This window comes from Shewanella sp. MF08487 (assembly GCF_050848685.1).
Classification (GTDB): domain Bacteria; phylum Pseudomonadota; class Gammaproteobacteria; order Enterobacterales; family Shewanellaceae; genus Shewanella; species Shewanella glacialipiscicola.
Genome location: NZ_JBOZPB010000008.1, coordinates 52,031 through 69,194 on the forward strand (window position 1 = coordinate 52,031; position 17,164 = coordinate 69,194).

General features: G+C 46.8%; 15 protein-coding genes and 1 other RNA gene. 10 read left to right on the forward strand and 6 right to left on the reverse strand.

The window, feature by feature from the left end; genetic code table 11:
- Nucleotides 1-23 precede the first annotated feature (23 nt).
- Nucleotides 24-905, reverse strand: a complete 882-nt coding sequence (prmA, locus tag ACRN9H_RS07885; RefSeq protein ID WP_076498904.1) for a 50S ribosomal protein L11 methyltransferase — start codon at nt 903-905, stop codon at nt 24-26.
- 238 nt (nt 906-1,143) lie between these two features.
- Between prmA and ggt the strand changes: the two genes are divergently transcribed.
- Entirely contained in the window at nt 1,144-2,856 is a 1,713-nt protein-coding gene (gene ggt / locus ACRN9H_RS07890) for a gamma-glutamyltransferase (RefSeq protein ID WP_432313198.1), read from the forward strand.
- 228 nt (nt 2,857-3,084) lie between these two features.
- Nucleotides 3,085-4,020 (forward strand): Dyp-type peroxidase, encoded by a 936-nt coding sequence (locus ACRN9H_RS07895; RefSeq protein ID WP_107884190.1) that lies wholly within the window; start codon nt 3,085-3,087, stop codon nt 4,018-4,020.
- 79 nt (nt 4,021-4,099) lie between these two features.
- Here ACRN9H_RS07895 and argR read toward each other — a convergent pair whose 3' ends face one another.
- Nucleotides 4,100-4,570: a transcriptional regulator ArgR gene (argR, locus tag ACRN9H_RS07900; RefSeq protein WP_076498902.1), complete on the reverse strand. Its 471-nt coding sequence runs from the start codon at nt 4,568-4,570 to the stop codon at nt 4,100-4,102.
- A gap of 294 nt (nt 4,571-4,864) precedes the next feature.
- Here argR and mdh point away from each other — a divergent pair, with 294 nt between their 5' ends.
- Nucleotides 4,865-5,800 carry a malate dehydrogenase gene (gene mdh, locus ACRN9H_RS07905; RefSeq protein WP_263188738.1) on the forward strand — a complete coding sequence of 312 codons (936 nt, stop codon included), beginning with the start codon at nt 4,865-4,867 and terminating at the stop codon, nt 5,798-5,800.
- 100 nt (nt 5,801-5,900) lie between these two features.
- On the opposite strand, the gene ACRN9H_RS07910 is transcribed toward mdh, so the two are convergent.
- Complete coding sequence (locus ACRN9H_RS07910; RefSeq protein WP_432313199.1) at nt 5,901-6,299, reverse strand: thiol-disulfide oxidoreductase DCC family protein; 399 nt, start codon at nt 6,297-6,299, stop codon at nt 5,901-5,903.
- Between the two features lie 250 nt (nt 6,300-6,549).
- On the opposite strand from ACRN9H_RS07910, the gene folM reads away from it, so the two are divergent.
- Entirely contained in the window at nt 6,550-7,296 is a 747-nt protein-coding gene (gene folM, locus ACRN9H_RS07915; RefSeq protein ID WP_432313200.1) for a dihydromonapterin reductase, read from the forward strand.
- A gap of 26 nt (nt 7,297-7,322) precedes the next feature.
- Here folM and ACRN9H_RS07920 read toward each other — a convergent pair whose 3' ends face one another.
- From ACRN9H_RS07920 to ACRN9H_RS07930, 3 genes are all read right to left on the reverse strand, one after another.
- A complete protein-coding gene (locus tag ACRN9H_RS07920) occupies nt 7,323-7,985 on the reverse strand; it encodes a 5-formyltetrahydrofolate cyclo-ligase (protein WP_432313201.1) in 663 nt (220 codons plus the stop codon).
- A gap of 8 nt (nt 7,986-7,993) precedes the next feature.
- A non-coding RNA gene (ssrS, locus tag ACRN9H_RS07925) (6S RNA) lies at nt 7,994-8,175 on the reverse strand.
- Between the two features lie 128 nt (nt 8,176-8,303).
- Nucleotides 8,304-8,606: a cell division protein ZapA gene (locus tag ACRN9H_RS07930; protein ID WP_076498889.1), complete on the reverse strand. Its 303-nt coding sequence runs from the start codon at nt 8,604-8,606 to the stop codon at nt 8,304-8,306.
- Nucleotides 8,607-8,840: 234 nt separating this feature from the next.
- Between ACRN9H_RS07930 and ACRN9H_RS07935 the strand changes: the two genes are divergently transcribed.
- The 6 genes from ACRN9H_RS07935 (at nt 8,841) to gcvP (ending at nt 16,952) form a co-directional block, all read left to right on the forward strand.
- A complete protein-coding gene (locus tag ACRN9H_RS07935; protein ID WP_432313202.1) occupies nt 8,841-9,416 on the forward strand; it encodes a UPF0149 family protein in 576 nt (191 codons plus the stop codon).
- Between the two features lie 179 nt (nt 9,417-9,595).
- Nucleotides 9,596-10,855 (forward strand): 2-octaprenyl-6-methoxyphenyl hydroxylase, encoded by a 1,260-nt coding sequence (gene ubiH / locus ACRN9H_RS07940; RefSeq protein WP_432313203.1) that lies wholly within the window; start codon nt 9,596-9,598, stop codon nt 10,853-10,855.
- Between the two features lie 99 nt (nt 10,856-10,954).
- On the forward strand, nt 10,955-12,178 hold the full coding sequence (locus ACRN9H_RS07945; RefSeq protein WP_432313204.1) for an FAD-dependent oxidoreductase: 1,224 nt from the start codon (nt 10,955-10,957) through the stop codon (nt 12,176-12,178).
- 253 nt (nt 12,179-12,431) lie between these two features.
- Nucleotides 12,432-13,526: a glycine cleavage system aminomethyltransferase GcvT gene (gene gcvT / locus ACRN9H_RS07950; RefSeq protein WP_432313205.1), complete on the forward strand. Its 1,095-nt coding sequence runs from the start codon at nt 12,432-12,434 to the stop codon at nt 13,524-13,526.
- Nucleotides 13,527-13,551: 25 nt separating this feature from the next.
- Nucleotides 13,552-13,941 (forward strand): glycine cleavage system protein GcvH, encoded by a 390-nt coding sequence (gene gcvH / locus ACRN9H_RS07955; RefSeq protein WP_011845766.1) that lies wholly within the window; start codon nt 13,552-13,554, stop codon nt 13,939-13,941.
- 122 nt (nt 13,942-14,063) lie between these two features.
- Nucleotides 14,064-16,952 (forward strand): aminomethyl-transferring glycine dehydrogenase, encoded by a 2,889-nt coding sequence (gene gcvP, locus ACRN9H_RS07960; RefSeq protein WP_432313206.1) that lies wholly within the window; start codon nt 14,064-14,066, stop codon nt 16,950-16,952.
- Nucleotides 16,953-17,164: the final 212 nt, after the last annotated feature.

Below are 17,164 nucleotides of genomic sequence, written 5' to 3' on the forward strand. Positions count from 1 at the left end.
GCACGTTGCGCCACCCTTTAGCGCTATTTGCGCGTGCCTGTCAAGCGACTCCAATCTTCTTTGTGAGCCGCTTCGTCCATATCGAACCATTGGCTATAAAAGTCAGAGACTTCTTGGGCTTGTTCTTTTAGCAGACCAGAAAGGGCCAATTTACCACCACTTTTAACGCGTTCGGCGATTAAAGGCGCCAATTCGCGCAGTGGGCCTGCCAGTATGTTCGCGACTAGCACATCGGCCTTAAGATCAGCGGGCTGATCTTCTGGTAAGTAGAGTGCCAGCTTGTCTGCGACATCATTACGCTCAGCATTGGCGCGTGAGGCGTCAATGGCTTGATAGTCGATATCAATACCGGTAACTTTTTTCGCGCCCAGTTTTAGTGCCGCTACGGCTAAAATGCCAGAGCCACAGCCAAAATCGATGACTTCTTCATCACGTAAATCTAAGCTATCTAACCACTCTAAACACAGTGCCGTAGTGGGGTGTGTGCCAGTGCCAAAGGCAAGACCGGGATCGAGGATCACATTTACTGCGGTTGGATCAGGGATTTCGCGCCAGCTTGGGCAGATCCATAAACGTGTGCCGAAGAGAATAGGGTGGAAGTTATCCATCCATTCGCGTACCCAGTCTTTATCTTCGATTTGCTCTACCTTGTGGCTGAAGTTTTCACCGAGGAAAGGTAAGGTTTTTAGCATGGCTATGGTTGGTGTTAGGTCAGTTTCTGCATCGAATAACGCCACAACCACGGTATCACGCCATAGCGGGGTTTCACCCAGTTTAGGTTCAAAAATCGGTGTGTCTTTACCATCTTCAAAGGTAATAGAGACTGAGCCGGCTTCCATCAGTAAATCACTAATGGTTTCAGCATCATCGCTATTGGTATTTACACGGAGTTGGATCCAAGGCATGGGGCATCCTGTGGCTAAGGGTTCAAAATATTACGCTATTGTATACGCAAACTTGCTTAAAATGCAGAGCCCAGCCGCAATTTAACCTATGTTAGGCAAGGCTATAGACCGCTCCAGCATCGGATACGTGAGCGAGAGTGAGACATTTTTACTTACGTTTAACTTGAGTTTAAGTGCTATTGCTTGATGATATTTTTGCTCAGCCTTGTTACTTTAATCCTCTTATTTAGGAGGTGTTATGTTAAAAATAATAAATTCAATTTATACCCTCGTTATCGTGGCAACAGCGGTATCATCTTCAGGAGTAATGGCCATGGATAGGATTACGGGTAAAGCATTTGCAACCCGATCAGAAGTGTATGCCACACATGGAATGGCGGCGACGAGCCAGCCATTAGCGACTCAAGTGGCGATTGATATACTCAAGCAAGGTGGCAGCGCGGTAGATGCTGCGATTGCAGCTAATGCCATGTTAGGCTTGGTTGAGCCCACAGGCTCGGGTGTAGGTGGTGACTTATTTGCCATCGTTTGGAGTGCGAAAGATAAACGTCTTTATGGTCTTAATGCTTCAGGTCGTAGCCCCAAATCATTGAGCTTAGAAAAGCTTAAATCCCTCGGGCTCGACTATTTACCGCCACTTGGCCCTTTGCCTGTGTCGGTTCCCGGTGCGGTTGATGGTTGGTATGAGTTGCATAATAAGTTTGGTAAATTACCTATGGCGGATAATCTTGCCCCCGCGATTGGTTACGCCCGCAATGGTTTTCCGGTATCAGAGCTCATTGCTTATTATCTTGATAGCAGTGCTAAAAAGCTGGCTAAATTCCCAGGATTTAAAGAAACCTATATGCCAACGGGTAAGATGCCAGCGGTAGGTGAAATCTTTAAAAATCCCGCGTTAGCAAACACCTATGAGAAAATTGCTAAGGGTGGGCGTGATGCATTTTATAAAGGTGATATCGCTAAAAGTATTGATAAATATATGGCGTCACAAGGGGGCTATTTAAGCTATGAAGATTTAGCCAGTCACACCAGTGAATGGGTTGAGCCTGTTTCGGTTAATTATCGTGGTTATGATGTGTGGGAATTACCCCCCAATGGACAAGGTATTGCCGCCCTGCAAATTTTAAAAACCATGGAACCCTTTGATGTCGCTGCTATGGGCTTTAACAGCCCTGAATATGTGCACTTATTTGTAGAGGCTAAAAAACTGGCTTTTGCCGACAGAGCTAAATTCTATGCTGATATGGCCTTTAATAGAGTCCCTGTTACCGAGTTGATATCACAACACTACAACTATGAGCGAGCTAAATTAATCGACACGAATAAAGCCGCCAAAAGTGTTGATGCAGGTAATCCAGCCCTACAGCACGGAGATACGGTTTACCTCACCACGGCAGATAAAGACGGCAATATGGTGTCACTTATCCAGAGTAATTACCGCGGTATGGGCTCGGGAATGACGCCAGCCGACCTTGGTTTTGTACTGCAAGACCGTGGGCAAATGTTTGATTTAACCGAGGGGCGGTTCAATACCTATGCGCCAGGTAAGCGACCTTTTCAAACGATTATTCCCGCGTTTGTGACTAAAGCAGGTAAGCCTTGGCTTAGTTTTGGGGTTATGGGCGGTGCAACGCAGCCACAAATGCATGCACAAATTTTAATAAATCTCATTGATTTTAAAATGAACCTACAAGAAGCGGGCGATGCGCCTCGGATTTTGCATACTGGTTCTACTGAGCCTACCGGTGAGGTGATGACCGATGGCGGTTATGTGAGCCTAGAGTCAGGCTTTCCTGTTGAAACGCGCCGTGAACTCATTAAAAAAGGGCATGTATTGCGTGATACTTTAGGGGATTTCGGTGGTTATCAAGCGATTGGCTTTAATGCAGAAACCGGTGTTTACCGCGGCGCATCCGAGAGTCGTAAAGATGGTCATGCTGCAGGATATTAGTTTAAATAAATATCATGGCGTTAGTGAGCTTTGCTTGCTGTATTGGGGTAGACTCGCTAGCGAAATTTATGCGCTGCATCATTTTTCAATGAGCTTGAGCACAACAACGCTTAGTTATGAGCATTATCATTAATAAACTCGAGTAAAGTGTGCGTTAGTTAATGTCATTTTTAGGGAAAGTTGCGGATAATATTACCGAAAATGAATTTAGAACAAGGTCACAACCAAATGGATATTCAAAATATGCCGCGTGAACAGTTAGGTGTGTGTGCAGAGGGAAACTTACATAGTATCTACTTGATGTTTAATGCAAATGATAATGTGGAGTCGCAGTTACGTCCCTGCCTTGCCAACGTAGCGCAGTATATTTACGAACTGACAGATCAGTATTCTGACAGTGCATTTAATGGTTTTGTCGGTATCGGCGCTAATTACTGGGATAGCCTCTATACCGATGCCCGCCCTAAAATGTTAAGGCCTTTTCCTGCGATACAAGCTGGGAGTCTTGATGCACCTGCAATCGAATATGATTTGTATGTACATATTCGCTGTGACCGTTACGATATTCTGCATTTAGTCGCCAATGAAATTAGCCAAATGTTTGAAGATTTGGTGGAATTAGTGGACGAAGAACGCGGCTTTAGATTTATGGATAGTCGCGATCTGACAGGTTTTGTCGATGGTACTGAAAACCCAAAGGGACGCCATCGTCAAGAAGTCACACTGGTGGGTGATGAGGATGCTGGATTTAAGGGCGGCAGTTATGTTCACGTACAAAAATATGCCCATAACTTAAGTAAGTGGAACCGCTTACCGATTAAAAAACAAGAAGATATATTCGCGCGCACTAAACAAGATAATATCGAATATGAATCCAAGGATAAGCCACTCACCAGCCATATAAAACGGGTGAATCTTAAAGATGCTGACGGAAACTCAATGGAAATCCTACGTCAGAGCATGCCCTACGGATCGCTTAAAGAGCAGGGGTTGATGTTTATTGCTTGCTGTCGTACACCCGAACATTTTGAAAAAATGCTACACAGTATGATATTTGGTGATGGCGAAGGTAATCATGATCATTTAATGCATTTTACTAAGGCATTAACGGGTTCATCTTTCTTCGTACCCGCTTTAGATTTCATGCTGCAGTTCGATGAGTAAATTGTTGTGACTGACCAAGTTGAGTTGTAAGAGTTACATTTTGATAAAGCACTTAATGCCAAGGCATTAAGTGCTTTATTTATTCGGCATAATTGAATAAAGATTTGATGGTTTCTAAGGTGTCGGCGATATCTTGGATGCTTGATGGGCAAATAAAAATCGTATCATCACCTGCAATCGTTCCCAAAATCCCTTCTGGCTTACCGATAGAATCCAATAAGCGGGCAATCAGTTGTGCTGCGCCAGGGCTGGTTCGCACTACAATCATGGCTTGGTTATGGTCAACATCCAGCACTAAGTTTTTTAATGGGCTGCCTGCGGTTGGCACGCCTAATTCGGCGGGTAAGCAATACACCATCTCTTGTTTAGCGTTGCGAGTCCGAACGGCGCCGAACTTGCTGAGCATGCGTGATACTTTTGATTGGTTAATATTACCAAAGCCTTCAGCTTGCAAGGCGATGACGATTTCACTTTGAGAGCCAAAGCGCTCTTCTTTTAAAATCGACTTAAAAACTCTAACAAGGTCATCCTGATTCTTGGTCGTCTGCATAATATTATTATTCTTTATTCAAAAAAACAGGCCCATTTTGAATATTTTTAAACAAATTGTCAACATACAATCAAATTGGCTGAATAAACATTCACTAAGCAGTAGACTCAGTGTCATTATCATCGGCTTAAAATGTGCAATCGAGTCATTGTTCTTTTGTGAGCTATCAGTTATTTCGAAATTCTTTTGTTCCACGACTAAGGGATAATTGAAATTGTTGCGACATTCCAGTAATGTGACGCACACGCAAATTAGATCCATGTCACACATATCCGAGAAATAACGGAGTTCATTATGAAAGTTGCTGTACTTGGTGCTGCTGGCGGTATCGGCCAGGCTCTTGCCTTACTGTTAAAAACTCAACTGCCTGCGGGCTCAAAGCTGTCTCTATATGATATCGCACCGGTTACTCCGGGTGTTGCGGTTGACTTGAGCCACATCCCGACTGCTGTTGAAATCAAAGGTTTTGCCGGTGAAGATCCAACGCCTGCGCTGGTAGATGCAGACGTAGTACTGATTTCTGCTGGTGTTGCGCGTAAACCAGGCATGGATCGTTCTGATCTGTTTAACATCAACGCTGGTATCGTGCGTAACCTGATGGAAAAAGTGGCTGCGACTTGTCCTACTGCTTTAGTCGGTATTATCACCAACCCAGTTAACACCACTGTGGCTATTGCAGCCGAAGTGATGAAAAAAGCCGGTGTTTACGATAAAAACCGTCTATTCGGTATTACCACACTGGACGTGATCCGCTCTGAAACCTTTATTGCCGAATTAAAAGGTTTAAACGTTGCTGATGTTAAAGTGAATGTGATCGGCGGCCATAGCGGCGTGACCATTCTGCCATTGCTGTCTCAAGTTGAAGGCGTGACTTTCACTGATGAAGAAGTGGCAACTATGACAACTCGCATTCAAAACGCGGGTACAGAAGTGGTTGAAGCTAAAGCCGGTGGCGGCAGCGCGACATTGTCTATGGGTCAAGCGGCTTGCCGTTTCGGTCTGTCTTTGGTTCGTGGTCTGCAAGGTGAAGCTAACATTGTTGAATGTGCTTACGTTGACGGCGGCAGTGAACACGCCCAGTTCTTCGCACAACCTGTATTGTTAGGCAAAAACGGTATTGAAAAAGTACTGCCTTACGGTGAAGTGAGTGCATTTGAAGCTAACGCCCGTGATTCTATGTTAGATACGCTGAAAAGCGATATCAAACTAGGCGTTGATTTCGTTAAATAATTATTCGAGTAATCTTTTAGATTATAACGAGTTAAAAACGGAGCCCTTGAGCTCCGTTTTTTTATGCCTACGTTTTACGCTTCTTAAACCTAAAGCTAAATCAGCGGCGCTTAGTGGGTAATTGGCAATTATCGTCGCAACGAGCTTTACCAGTCAGTAAATAAGAAATGCGATATCGGTTTTTAGCAAAGCGTAGGTAAATCCAATCGGCAGCGGGCTTAATAATGGGTAAACGTAATAATTGTATCCAAGAGCGGGTTCCCGTGAGTGCCCACGCTTTGCAGGTAACATCTAAGCCGAGTAATACTTCGCCCGATGCGGTTTCTCCATGGAGAATAGTATTGGCGTAGTCTCTATCTATATGGCTGAAACGCTCGCTAAAGTCGGGTGCATTTAAATCCTCTAGCGCAATGACATTATTGGGATCGCGCGCTTTCAGTTGACGCATTTCGGCGCTACACAATGGGCAGTTTCCATCATAAAAAATTCGTAGTTCCATCGAATATCACCTCTGATGACTTAATCTCAATGCTTGAGCTTATCCTATACGCAGCAGCAATCATTTTAGATCGCAGTTGCTGCGAGATTGAAGCTGGTTTAGCTGTGTGCACTGGCCTTTCTGTTAGGTTAAACCTAAAAAAGTGCGCTAGGATTTTGGGTGTTGATTCGTTTTGCTTGAGTCTTAGGTGTATTTACCATTCAATGAATCATAAACGAGCCATAATCGCTTTAAAAATAATAGGATTAGTATGACATCTCCCATCATCATCACTGGCGTAGGTAAGCGTATTGGTTACGCCTTAGCCAAACATTTTCTCGCCCAAGGCCTGAGTGTGATTGGTACCTATCGTAGCCACTATCCGAGTATTGATGAGCTAAAGACTTTAGGCGCGACTTTGTATCCCTGTGATTTTTACGATGATATCCAAGTGCAATCCTTAATCGATGAGCTCGCTAAGCTGCCTCAAATTCGCGCTATTATTCACAATGCGTCCGATTGGCTGCCTGATCCTGTGATTATAAGGAATGAGCCTGCAAAAAGCGCCACTTTTGCGCCGAGCGAAGTGTTGCAGCGGATGATGCAAGTGCATGTGAGCGTGCCCTATCAATTAAACTTGGCCTTAGAAGCGCCGCTACGCGCTGGAGCGGATGGTAATATTGGTGCGAGTGATATTATCCATATTACCGATTATGTGGCCGAGAAGGGCAGTCAGAAGCATATTGCCTACGCTGCCAGTAAAGCTGCGCTGCACAATATGACATTATCCTTTGCTGCTAAATTTGCCCCCGAGGTGAAAGTCAATTCCATCGCCCCAGCGATGATTTTATTTAATGCAGAAGATGATGCTGCCTATCAACAAAAAACCTTAGCTAAAGCGTTACTACCAAAAGAGGCGGGCAATGAGGAAATTATCGATTTAGTGCAATATTTACTGAATAGTCGCTACGTTACGGGTCGTTGCCATAATGTCGATGGCGGTCGCCAGTTAAAGTAGTGCTTTGATGATTAAATCAAAATCGTTTAGAACGTCAGCACGCGGCTTGGGGTGATGATCATCGGTAAAGGCACATCCCAATGCTCACAGGGTAAGCTCGGCACTTGTTGGCAGTCATGGGCGTAACCCATAGGTAAAGGTTTGCCCTGAAGCTGCCAGTTCGCCAGAGTCCTATCGTAATAGCCGCCGCCCATCCCCATGCGATTACCCACAGCATCAAAAGCGACCAAGGGAGTAATAACAATGTCTAACTCAGTCACGGGGATGATGGCGCGCACAGCTAATTTAGGTTCTAAGATGCCAAATTGATTGGGCTGCATCGGCGTGTCAGCGGTGTAACGCAAAAAAAGTAGTTGTCCGGCATTGAAGGGGTGCAATCTGGGTAAGTAGGTATTAATGCCTAATTGCCACAGTGCATTGATAAGCGGCGCGGTCGCAAGTTCACCATCATGGGTTAAGTACAATGCTACATGCTGTGCTTTTTGAGCTTGTAGCCTATCAATCATTTTGTGGCAGGCATTAAGGCTTGCCAAGGTTTGCTCAGCTGGTGTTAGCGATTTACGTGCACTGCGGATGGTTTTACGTAATTGCTGGCGACTTTCTTTTGCGTTGATATCGATGCGCACCGCAGCTTGCGGTGCTTTACTTTTAGCAGGAAGATTGTCGCTGAGTGTAGAAGATGTAAACATAAATTAAGATGCTCCCCAGAATGCCGCTACCCGGTGTAGCCCTTGAACCGTAGGTTCAAGGCGGGAAAATGATTACCTCCTAAGGCTTCTCGGTACGAGCCGAGCATGCACAATGTCAGTAAAGCATTCACCCTAAGATCAAAATTATCGGCACAGGGACATTACCAGTTGGCATGCATCCCAGGGAGCAAAACGGTACTGAATCGCTAAAAATTGTCTTAGTATTTAAGCCAGTTTAGCCACTCTCTGTGTATCAAAAGAGTTAACTTAGCGGCGTTATCGCGCTAAACCCTCGTGCTTCACAGTTAAACTTTAATGCTATTTAGTTGAACGCTCAACTAAGGCATTTTCGAGGGTCGACTGCAGCAAGCTGATTCGGTCGTCCATCTGTTGCATATAATGCTTGTTCTTTTGCTTTTCTTGGAACAACTCGTGTCCAATATTGAGCGCTGCCATAATTGCGATTTCTTCACGACTCAGGCTATTGGTTCGGCTTTTTAACGCAATAAGTTGTTGTTCAACACCTAGTGCCACCGTACGTAGGGCATCCTCTTGGCCTTTCGGGCAAGCGATAGAGTAGGTGCGCCCAAGTAGGGTAATTTCAACTGCACTGTTACTCATATAACGGGGGATCCTTTCGTTAACCTCTGAAGCGGACTATATAGGGCTAAAATTAAAAGTGCAAGGTAAGCCGCCAATGGATTTGTCGGGATAGTTTTGTTTGCTGCTTGTGTGAGCAGTTGTTGAAATTATTAACTTAAGTCCTGTGGATTTGCGCATTATCGGGATTCAGTATTGGTTCAAGTCTTTATCTCTGCTAGCATTGCAGCTGAAAAAATCTTATTGGGATCTGATATGGCCACCCCTCCTTCGTTACGAATCGATAGCTTAAAAATTGCCTTAGATGCGGCCGAAATTGGTCAGCATCCGGTTGAAGTTCACGGCGCTTTAGTCGGTTTAATTTGCGGTGGTGTAGAGCAAACTGGCGACACTTGGATCAAGCCTTTATTTGATCTGATGAACGACGGCCAGCCGTTGCCAGCGCAGTTACATCAACTGGTGTGTGATTTGTTCCAAGATTCAGTAACGCGTTTAGCCGAGTTTGAATTTGGCTTTATGCCGCTGTTGCCAGAGGAAGAAGAACCGCTTAGCCAGCGTGTTGAGGCTTTATCTTTGTGGGCGCAAAGCTTTTTGACTGGTATGGCGATTATTCAGCCCAAGCTTAATCAGGCTTCGGCCGAAGTGCGTGAAGTCATTAAAGACTTAGCCGAAATTGCCCAAGTTGAATTTGATGTTGCCGACGATGAAGAGTCCGAGGCGGCATACACTGAACTGCTCGAGTTTGTGCGGATAGCTGCGATTATGTGTTACGCCGAATTTGGCCCCGAACTTCCCCATGGCGAAAGCGACGACATTGCAGCGGTGCACTAATCATCGCAATTATTAAGTTAATCTAATCGCTATTGTTTAAGTTTTTATAATGGTTATTTAATTTGATATAAAAGGCTGGTTCATCTGGCCTTTTCGTCCATGACACCAGTATTGTTAATTGCATTGTCGCAACTGTTGATATAGCAGGTGCGCCATGCCATAGCTTGAATGAGATCCCCATGACGACCACGATGCACATGGATACTTCAGTTCAAAACGTCGACATCGCTATTGTTGGCGGCGCCATGGCGGGCGCGACCTTAGCGTTAGCGCTAGCGCGTTTATCATCGGCACAGTCCTTATCTGCACAGTCCTTCGCACATGAATTAGCTAGACCACTTTCCATTGCGTTAATTGAGGCGCATGTCCCTGATAAACAACATCCCGGGTTTGATGCGCGCTCTATCGCTATCGCCCACGGCTCTATTTTCGAATTATCTCGCTTAGGTTTATGGCCTAAGCTCGCCCATTTGGGCACGGCGATTGAAAATATCCATGTGTCGGATCGTGGCCATTTTGGTATGACAGAACTCAATGCCGCGCAGTTTCATTTAGATGCCCTAGGCCAAGTGGTCGAGCTTGAACGTGTCGGCCAAGTGCTATTTAACGAGTTAACTAAGAGCGATGTAAAACTGTTTTGCCCCGCCAAACTTATGCAAGTGGACGCCGCTATCGAGGGCCACACATTGCTACTTGATAGCGGTGAGCGCATTCACGCTAAGCTGGTGGTCGCTGCCGATGGGTTGCAATCCAAAGTCCGTAGCAGTTTTGATTTGCCCATTACCCAAGTGGCTTTTGCACAAACGGCGATTATCGCCAATATTCAAACCGACAAACCCCACTATCATTGGGCCTATGAGCGCTTTACCCAAACAGGCCCTTTAGCGCTGTTACCTATGGGCGATATTCAAGGCCAGCCGCGATTATCACTGGTGTGGGCGCTCGATGCAGAACGTGCCAAGCAAATGCAAGCCGCGCCTAAAGCCGAGTTTTTAGCGGCGTTGCAGCAAGCGTTTGGTTATCGCGCGGGCAAATTTATCGATGTGAGTACGCGTCATGCGTATCCGCTTGATTTGTCCTATATGCCAAGACCTATCCACCATAGATGTGTGTTTATCGGCAATTCGGCGCAAACGCTGCATCCTATTGCGGGGCAAGGATTTAACTTAGGCCTTCGCGATGTGGTGAGTTTGCTTGAGGTGCTCAAAATGGCGCTAGAGCAGGGCGATGATATCGGCAGTGCTGCCGTAACCCATGCTTATCTTAAGTCCCGCGAGCACGACAGAAACAGCACTATCCGTAATATCGAATTTTTAGTCCGTGGTTTTTCAAACCAACATTGGCCCTTGGTGCTCGGTCGCAATTTAGGCTTGCGGTCATTATCTTGGTTTGTGCCACTTAAAACGCCTGTAGCCCAAAAAGCCATGGGCTGGAAATAACACTCGAATGCGTTGATATCGCTAACGGCTATCGCCTACAAGGCAATTAAAGCAAAGCAACGCTATTCACTGGTATCGCAACGCGAAAAGGATGTACCCATGTTAAGTTCGCAAACCTATGACATTGCTATTGTGGGCGGTGGCATGGTGGGGCTCGCCACCGCGATTGGATTGGCACAGGCTAATCTTAATGTTGTTGTTATTGATGCAGGGCAGGCAGAAGCCGTCAGCGGCTCGCCGCGTTTACGCGTGAGCGCTATCAATAAGGCAAGCCAGCGTTTGTTAGAACATTTAGGTGCTTGGGCTTATGTAGAGACAGCCCGCGCTACGCCTTATCAAAAAATGGCGGTGTGGGATAAAGACGGCTTTGGCAAAATTGCCTTTGACGCCAATAGCATCAGCGAAGCGAGCCTAGGCACGATTATCGAAAACGATGCCATCAGCTACGCCCTCGCCAAACGTGCCAGTGAGTTTGACAACATCACCCATATCGAAAACCAACGTATTGAACGCATTGCCTTTGGCGAGCGCGAAGCTTGGTTGACCCTTGCCAATGGCGCCGATTCTGAAATAGAAAGTGTCAGTGCCGCACTTGTGATAGCCGCCGATGGTGCCAACTCTTGGGTGCGTGAGCAATGTAAAATACCGCTGACCTTTTGGGATTACGGCCACCATGCCTTAGTCGCCACTATTCGTACTGAATTACCGCACCTTGCTACCGCTCGCCAAGTATTTTTACAGGACGGGCCGTTGGCATTTTTACCTCTGTATGAAGACAATCTGTGCTCTATTGTGTGGTCTGTGCCGCCCGAGCGCGCCAACGAATTATTAGCCATGGATAACGTTCAATTTGAGCGCCACTTAACCGCCGCCTTTGATGGCCGTTTAGGCTTATGTCAGCTTGAAAGCGAGCGCCAAGCTTTTCCACTGCGAATGCGTTATGCCCGCCATTTTGCCCGCCATCGCTTAGTGTTAGCCGGTGATGCGGCTCACACCATTCATCCACTTGCTGGCCAAGGCGTTAACCTCGGCTTTTTAGATGCCGCCAGCATTATCGAAGTGGTCAGTGAATTACAGCAAGCGGGTAAAGATATCGGCGATTATACCAATTTGCGCGCCCTTGAGCGTTGGCGTAAAGCCGATGCCATGGAGATGATTGCCGCAATGGAAGGCTTTAAACGACTCTTTGAAGGCAGCAATCCGTTTAAAAAAGCGATCCGCGATCTGGGATTAAATCTGGTCGATAATGTCGCTGGGCTGAAAACAGTGTTCATACAACAGGCCATGGGCAATAAGTCGGCGCTGCCTAAGTTATGTCGTTAGCCGCAGTTGCGCTAATGTGATCATAACTGCCGAAAATATCAGCGATTTGTTTGCAAGCTGCGCAAATCTGCCCTTCGCATGTAAAAAAATTACATGTAAAGGATGAGAAAATCTAATGGCAGTGACTTCGGATTAGAAAAATATCCTGTATACAAATTTGTGACGCAAGGTATAATTTCGCCGCATTTTAGACCCTAGTATCTACACCCTACACTAGGCAGAGACCTGAAAAAGGCCGCAAAAAGGGATAACAATGGCTAATAAAACTATTCTGTTTAACAAGCACATAGAATCAAACGCTAAGATGGTTGATTTCCACGGTTGGGATATGCCGCTCAACTATGGCTCACAAATCGAAGAACACAACGCTGTGCGTCAAGACGCGGGCATGTTCGACGTTTCCCACATGACAGTGGTTGATGTGATGGGCAATGATGCTTGTGCATTTTTGCGTAAGTTGCTCGCAAACGATGTGGCTAAGCTTAAAGTTCCAGGTAAAGCCTTATACGCCGGCATGTTAGATGACAATGCCGGTATCATCGACGACCTCATCACTTATTACCTCACTGACACTAACTACCGCGTGGTAGTGAACTCAGCGACCCGTGAAAAAGATCTCGCTTGGATTGCTAAACAAGCCCAAGGTTTTGATGTCACTGTGACTGAACGTCCTGAATTATCAATGATTGCCGTGCAAGGCCCTAACGCTAAAGCGAAAGCCGCTGCCGTGTTTAGCACCGAGCAAAACGCCGCTATCGAAGGCATGAAACCTTTCTTCGGTAAGCAAGCGGGCTCGTTATTTATTGCGACTACGGGTTATACCGGCGAAGCGGGTTACGAAATTATTGTCCCAGAAGATGAAGCAGAGGCCATGTGGCAAGCATTGTTAGATCAAGGTGTTAAACCTTGTGGTCTCGGTGCCCGTGACACACTGCGTCTCGAAGCCGGTATGAATCTCTACGGCTTAGACATGGACGAAACCATCAACCCATTGGCCGCCAACATGGGCTGGACTATTGCATGGGAACCAAGCGACCGTGACTTCATCGGCCGTAAAGCCCTCGAAACACTTCGCGATACCGGAACCAGTAAACTTGTTGGTCTAGTGATGGAAGAAAAGGGCGTGTTACGCCATGATATGCCAGTATTTTTCACCGACGCAGCCGGTATTGAGCAACAAGGCGTGATCACCAGCGGTACTTTCTCGCCAACCTTGGGCTATTCTATTGCGATGGCACGTGTTCCTAGCTCGATTGGGGATACTGCGGAAGTCGAAATGCGTAAAAAACGTGTGGCTGTTAGAGTAGTAGCGCCAAACTTTGTGCGCAATGGTAAACAAGCATTTTAAAAAAACGGAACAAGGAACAAGAACAATGAGCAATATTCCGACAGAACTGAAATACGCCTCTTCACACGAATGGATCCGCAAGGAAGAAGACGGTAGCTACACAGTTGGTATCACTGAGCACGCCCAAGAGCTGTTAGGTGACATGGTTTTCGTTGAACTCCCAGAAGTTGGCGACACTGTGACTGCGGGTGAAGACTGTGCTGTAGCTGAATCAGTAAAAGCGGCGTCTGATATTTATGCCCCCATTTCTGGCGAAGTGATTGCCGTAAACGAAGCGCTGGAAGATTCGCCAGAACTCGTTAACAGCAGCGCTTACGGCGAAGGCTGGTTCTTCCGCGTAATGCCTTCTGACGAATCAGAAGTCGACGCTCTGCTAGATGCCGAAGGCTACCAAGCTGTCATCGACGAAGAATAATCGTCGACGCTAACGAAGCCCTAAGGGGCTTCGTTTGTTTTAGCGCAAGATTGACATAACAACAGCCCGTTAATCAGTACCCTACAGTTCTGAATTTCGGCAAATCTGGAACAAGGTTTATCATGACCAAGCAAACCCTCACTCAGTTAGAACAGCACGATTTATTCCTACGTCGTCATATCGGCCCAGATAGCAGCCAACAGCAAGCCATGCTGAACTATGTTGGTGCTGAGTCTCTGGACGATCTGACCGCGCAAATTGTGCCTGAGTCGATCCGTTTAAGCCAAGATCTGAGCATTGGTGATTCCTGCGGCGAAGCCGAAGGCATTGCTTACATTCGTGGTTTAGCGGACCAAAACCAAGTATTTAAGAGCTACATAGGTATGGGTTACTACGGCACTCAAGTGCCAAACGTGATCCTGCGTAACGTATTTGAAAACCCAGGTTGGTACACGGCTTATACGCCATATCAGCCAGAAATCGCCCAAGGCCGTTTAGAAGCCATTCTAAATTTCCAACAAGTGTCGATGGACTTAACGGGTTTAGATTTGGCTTCTGCTTCTTTGTTAGATGAAGCAACTGCTGCTGCCGAAGCGATGGCGCTGGCAAAGCGCGTTTCTAAAGCGAAAAAAGCCAATATCTTCTTCGTTGCCGATGATGTGTTCCCGCAAACCTTAGACGTAGTGAAAACCCGCGCTGAGTGTTTTGGTTTTGAAGTGGTGGTTGGCCCTGCACAAGATGCCGTGAACTACGAGCTGTTTGGTGCTTTGTTCCAATACACTAACCGCTTAGGCCACATCACTGACTTTACCGAATTATTCGCAACTTTGCGCACCAAGAACGTGATTGTGACAGTAGCCGCCGACATTATGTCGTTGGTATTACTGAAATCACCGGGCTCTATGGGCGCCGATGTAGTATTTGGTAGCGCGCAGCGTTTTGGCGTGCCAATGGGTTTTGGTGGTCCACACGCGGCTTTCTTTGTTGCCCGTGATGAGCACAAACGTTCAATGCCGGGTCGTATCATAGGTGTGTCAAAAGACGCCCGTGGTAACCGCGCCCTGCGTATGGCAATGCAAACTCGCGAGCAACATATTCGCCGCGAAAAAGCCAACTCAAATATTTGTACTGCACAAATTTTGTTAGCCAATATGGCGTCTTTCTACGCTGTATTCCACGGCCCAGATGGCCTAAAAACCATCGCGTCACGCATCAACCGCTTTGCCGACATTTTAGCGGCAGGTTTACAAGCTAAGGGCGTGAGTTTAGTCAACAGCACTTGGTTTGATACCATCAGCATCAAAGGCTTAGATGTTACTGCCGTGAACGCACGCGCACTGGCTGCTGAAATGAACCTACGTTTCGATGCCGACGGCATTGTAGGCGTGAGTGTGGATGAAACCACACTGCGCTCAGATATCGAAGCGCTGTTTGAAGTGATTTTAGGCGCTGACCATGGTTTAGATGTAGCCGCGTTAGACGCGCAAATTGTTAGCCAAGGTAGCCAGTCGATTCCTGCTGCTCTAGTGCGCCAAGATGCGATTTTAAGTCACCCAACGTTTAATCGCTATCAAAGTGAAACCGAGATGATGCGTTATATCAAACGTCTCGAAAGCAAAGACTTAGCACTTAACTACTCGATGATTTCACTGGGCTCATGCACCATGAAGTTAAACGCAGCGGTTGAAATGATACCGGTGAGCTGGCCAGAATTTGCCAACATGCACCCATTCTGCCCGCTGGATCAAGCTAAAGGTTACACTCAGCTGATTGAAGAATTGTCGACATGGTTAGTGAACATCACAGGTTACGACGCTGTGTGTATTCAACCTAACTCAGGCGCTCAAGGTGAATACGCGGGCTTGTTAGCCATCAAAAAATACCATGAGTCACGTGGTAATGCGCACCGAAACATTTGTTTGATCCCACAATCTGCCCACGGCACTAACCCTGCATCGGCGCAACTTGCGGGTATGCAAGTGATTGTGACTGCGTGTGATAAGCAAGGTAACGTCGATTTAGACGATTTGAGGACTAAAGCGGCTGAAGTGGCTGAAAATCTGTCTTGCATCATGATCACTTACCCATCGACCCACGGTGTGTATGAAGAATCTATCCGCGAAATCTGCGACATAGTGCATCAGCATGGCGGCCAAGTGTATTTAGACGGCGCCAACATGAACGCGCAGGTAGGCTTAACGACTCCAGGCTTTATCGGTGCTGACGTATCACACCTTAACCTACACAAAACCTTCGCTATTCCACACGGCGGCGGTGGCCCAGGTATGGGCCCAATCGGTGTAAAAGCCCATTTAGCGCCATTCGTGGCGGGTCATGTGGTGGTTAAACCGGGTCAGATAAGCGATAACAACGGCGCGGTATCAGCCGCACCTTACGGTAGTGCTGGCATTCTGCCTATCAGCTGGATGTACATTAAGCTGTTAGGTACGCAGGGGCTTAAACAGTCAACGCAAACTGCACTGCTAAATGCTAACTACATGATGAAAAAGCTGTCAGAACATTACCCAGTATTGTTCCGTGGCCGTAACGATCGCGTGGCGCACGAATGTATTATCGACTTGCGTCCACTGAAAGAAGCCTCAGGCGTAACCGAAATGGATATCGCTAAGCGTTTGAACGACTACGGTTTCCATGCGCCAACCATGAGTTTCCCTGTTGCGGGAACCCTGATGATTGAGCCGACGGAATCTGAGTCTAAGGTGGAGCTTGACCGCTTTATCGACGCTATGGTGTCAATCCGCGCTGAAATCGCCAAAGTGGAATCGGGCGAATGGCCAGTGGACAACAACCCGCTGCACAACGCACCGCACACTATGGCCGATATCATGGATCCTGAGTTTGATACGCGCCCATACAGCCGCGAAGTCGCAGTGTTCCCAAGTGCAGCAGTGCGCACTAACAAGTTCTGGCCAACCGTGAATCGTATCGATGACGTTTACGGCGACCGTAACCTAATGTGTAGTTGTGCACCATTATCAGACTACGAGTAATAATTGCTGCTTAGGCTAGCTAATGCGGCGTTGAATGAGGCTTTCGCATAGCTCGAAATAGAGAGTTTGACAGCTGTCAACTCCGCGCGAAAGCTTTCAATCCGCCTTGCATTAGCTTCGCCAGCAACGCAATTATGGTGTAGTTAGCTTCAGCGAATTTGAAGCATTAAAAAGCGGCCGAAAGGTCGCTTTTTTTATGACATTAAAGGCTG

Excerpts from the sequence above, each read along its gene's own strand:
- prmA (WP_076498904.1), bottom strand. The coding sequence starts at position 905 with ATGCCTTGGATCCAACTCCGTGTAAATACCAATAGCGATGATGCTGAA.
- ggt (WP_432313198.1), top strand. The coding sequence starts at position 1,144 with ATGTTAAAAATAATAAATTCAATTTATACCCTCGTTATCGTGGCAACA.
- ACRN9H_RS07895 (WP_107884190.1), top strand. The coding sequence starts at position 3,085 with ATGGATATTCAAAATATGCCGCGTGAACAGTTAGGTGTGTGTGCAGAG.
- argR (WP_076498902.1), bottom strand. The coding sequence starts at position 4,570 with ATGCAGACGACCAAGAATCAGGATGACCTTGTTAGAGTTTTTAAGTCG.
- mdh (WP_263188738.1), top strand. The coding sequence starts at position 4,865 with ATGAAAGTTGCTGTACTTGGTGCTGCTGGCGGTATCGGCCAGGCTCTT.
- ACRN9H_RS07910 (WP_432313199.1), bottom strand. The coding sequence starts at position 6,299 with ATGGAACTACGAATTTTTTATGATGGAAACTGCCCATTGTGTAGCGCC.
- folM (WP_432313200.1), top strand. The coding sequence starts at position 6,550 with ATGACATCTCCCATCATCATCACTGGCGTAGGTAAGCGTATTGGTTAC.
- ACRN9H_RS07920 (WP_432313201.1), bottom strand. The coding sequence starts at position 7,985 with ATGTTTACATCTTCTACACTCAGCGACAATCTTCCTGCTAAAAGTAAA.
- ACRN9H_RS07930 (WP_076498889.1), bottom strand. The coding sequence starts at position 8,606 with ATGAGTAACAGTGCAGTTGAAATTACCCTACTTGGGCGCACCTACTCT.
- ACRN9H_RS07935 (WP_432313202.1), top strand. The coding sequence starts at position 8,841 with ATGGCCACCCCTCCTTCGTTACGAATCGATAGCTTAAAAATTGCCTTA.
- ubiH (WP_432313203.1), top strand. The coding sequence starts at position 9,596 with ATGACGACCACGATGCACATGGATACTTCAGTTCAAAACGTCGACATC.
- ACRN9H_RS07945 (WP_432313204.1), top strand. The coding sequence starts at position 10,955 with ATGTTAAGTTCGCAAACCTATGACATTGCTATTGTGGGCGGTGGCATG.
- gcvT (WP_432313205.1), top strand. The coding sequence starts at position 12,432 with ATGGCTAATAAAACTATTCTGTTTAACAAGCACATAGAATCAAACGCT.
- gcvH (WP_011845766.1), top strand. The coding sequence starts at position 13,552 with ATGAGCAATATTCCGACAGAACTGAAATACGCCTCTTCACACGAATGG.
- gcvP (WP_432313206.1), top strand. The coding sequence starts at position 14,064 with ATGACCAAGCAAACCCTCACTCAGTTAGAACAGCACGATTTATTCCTA.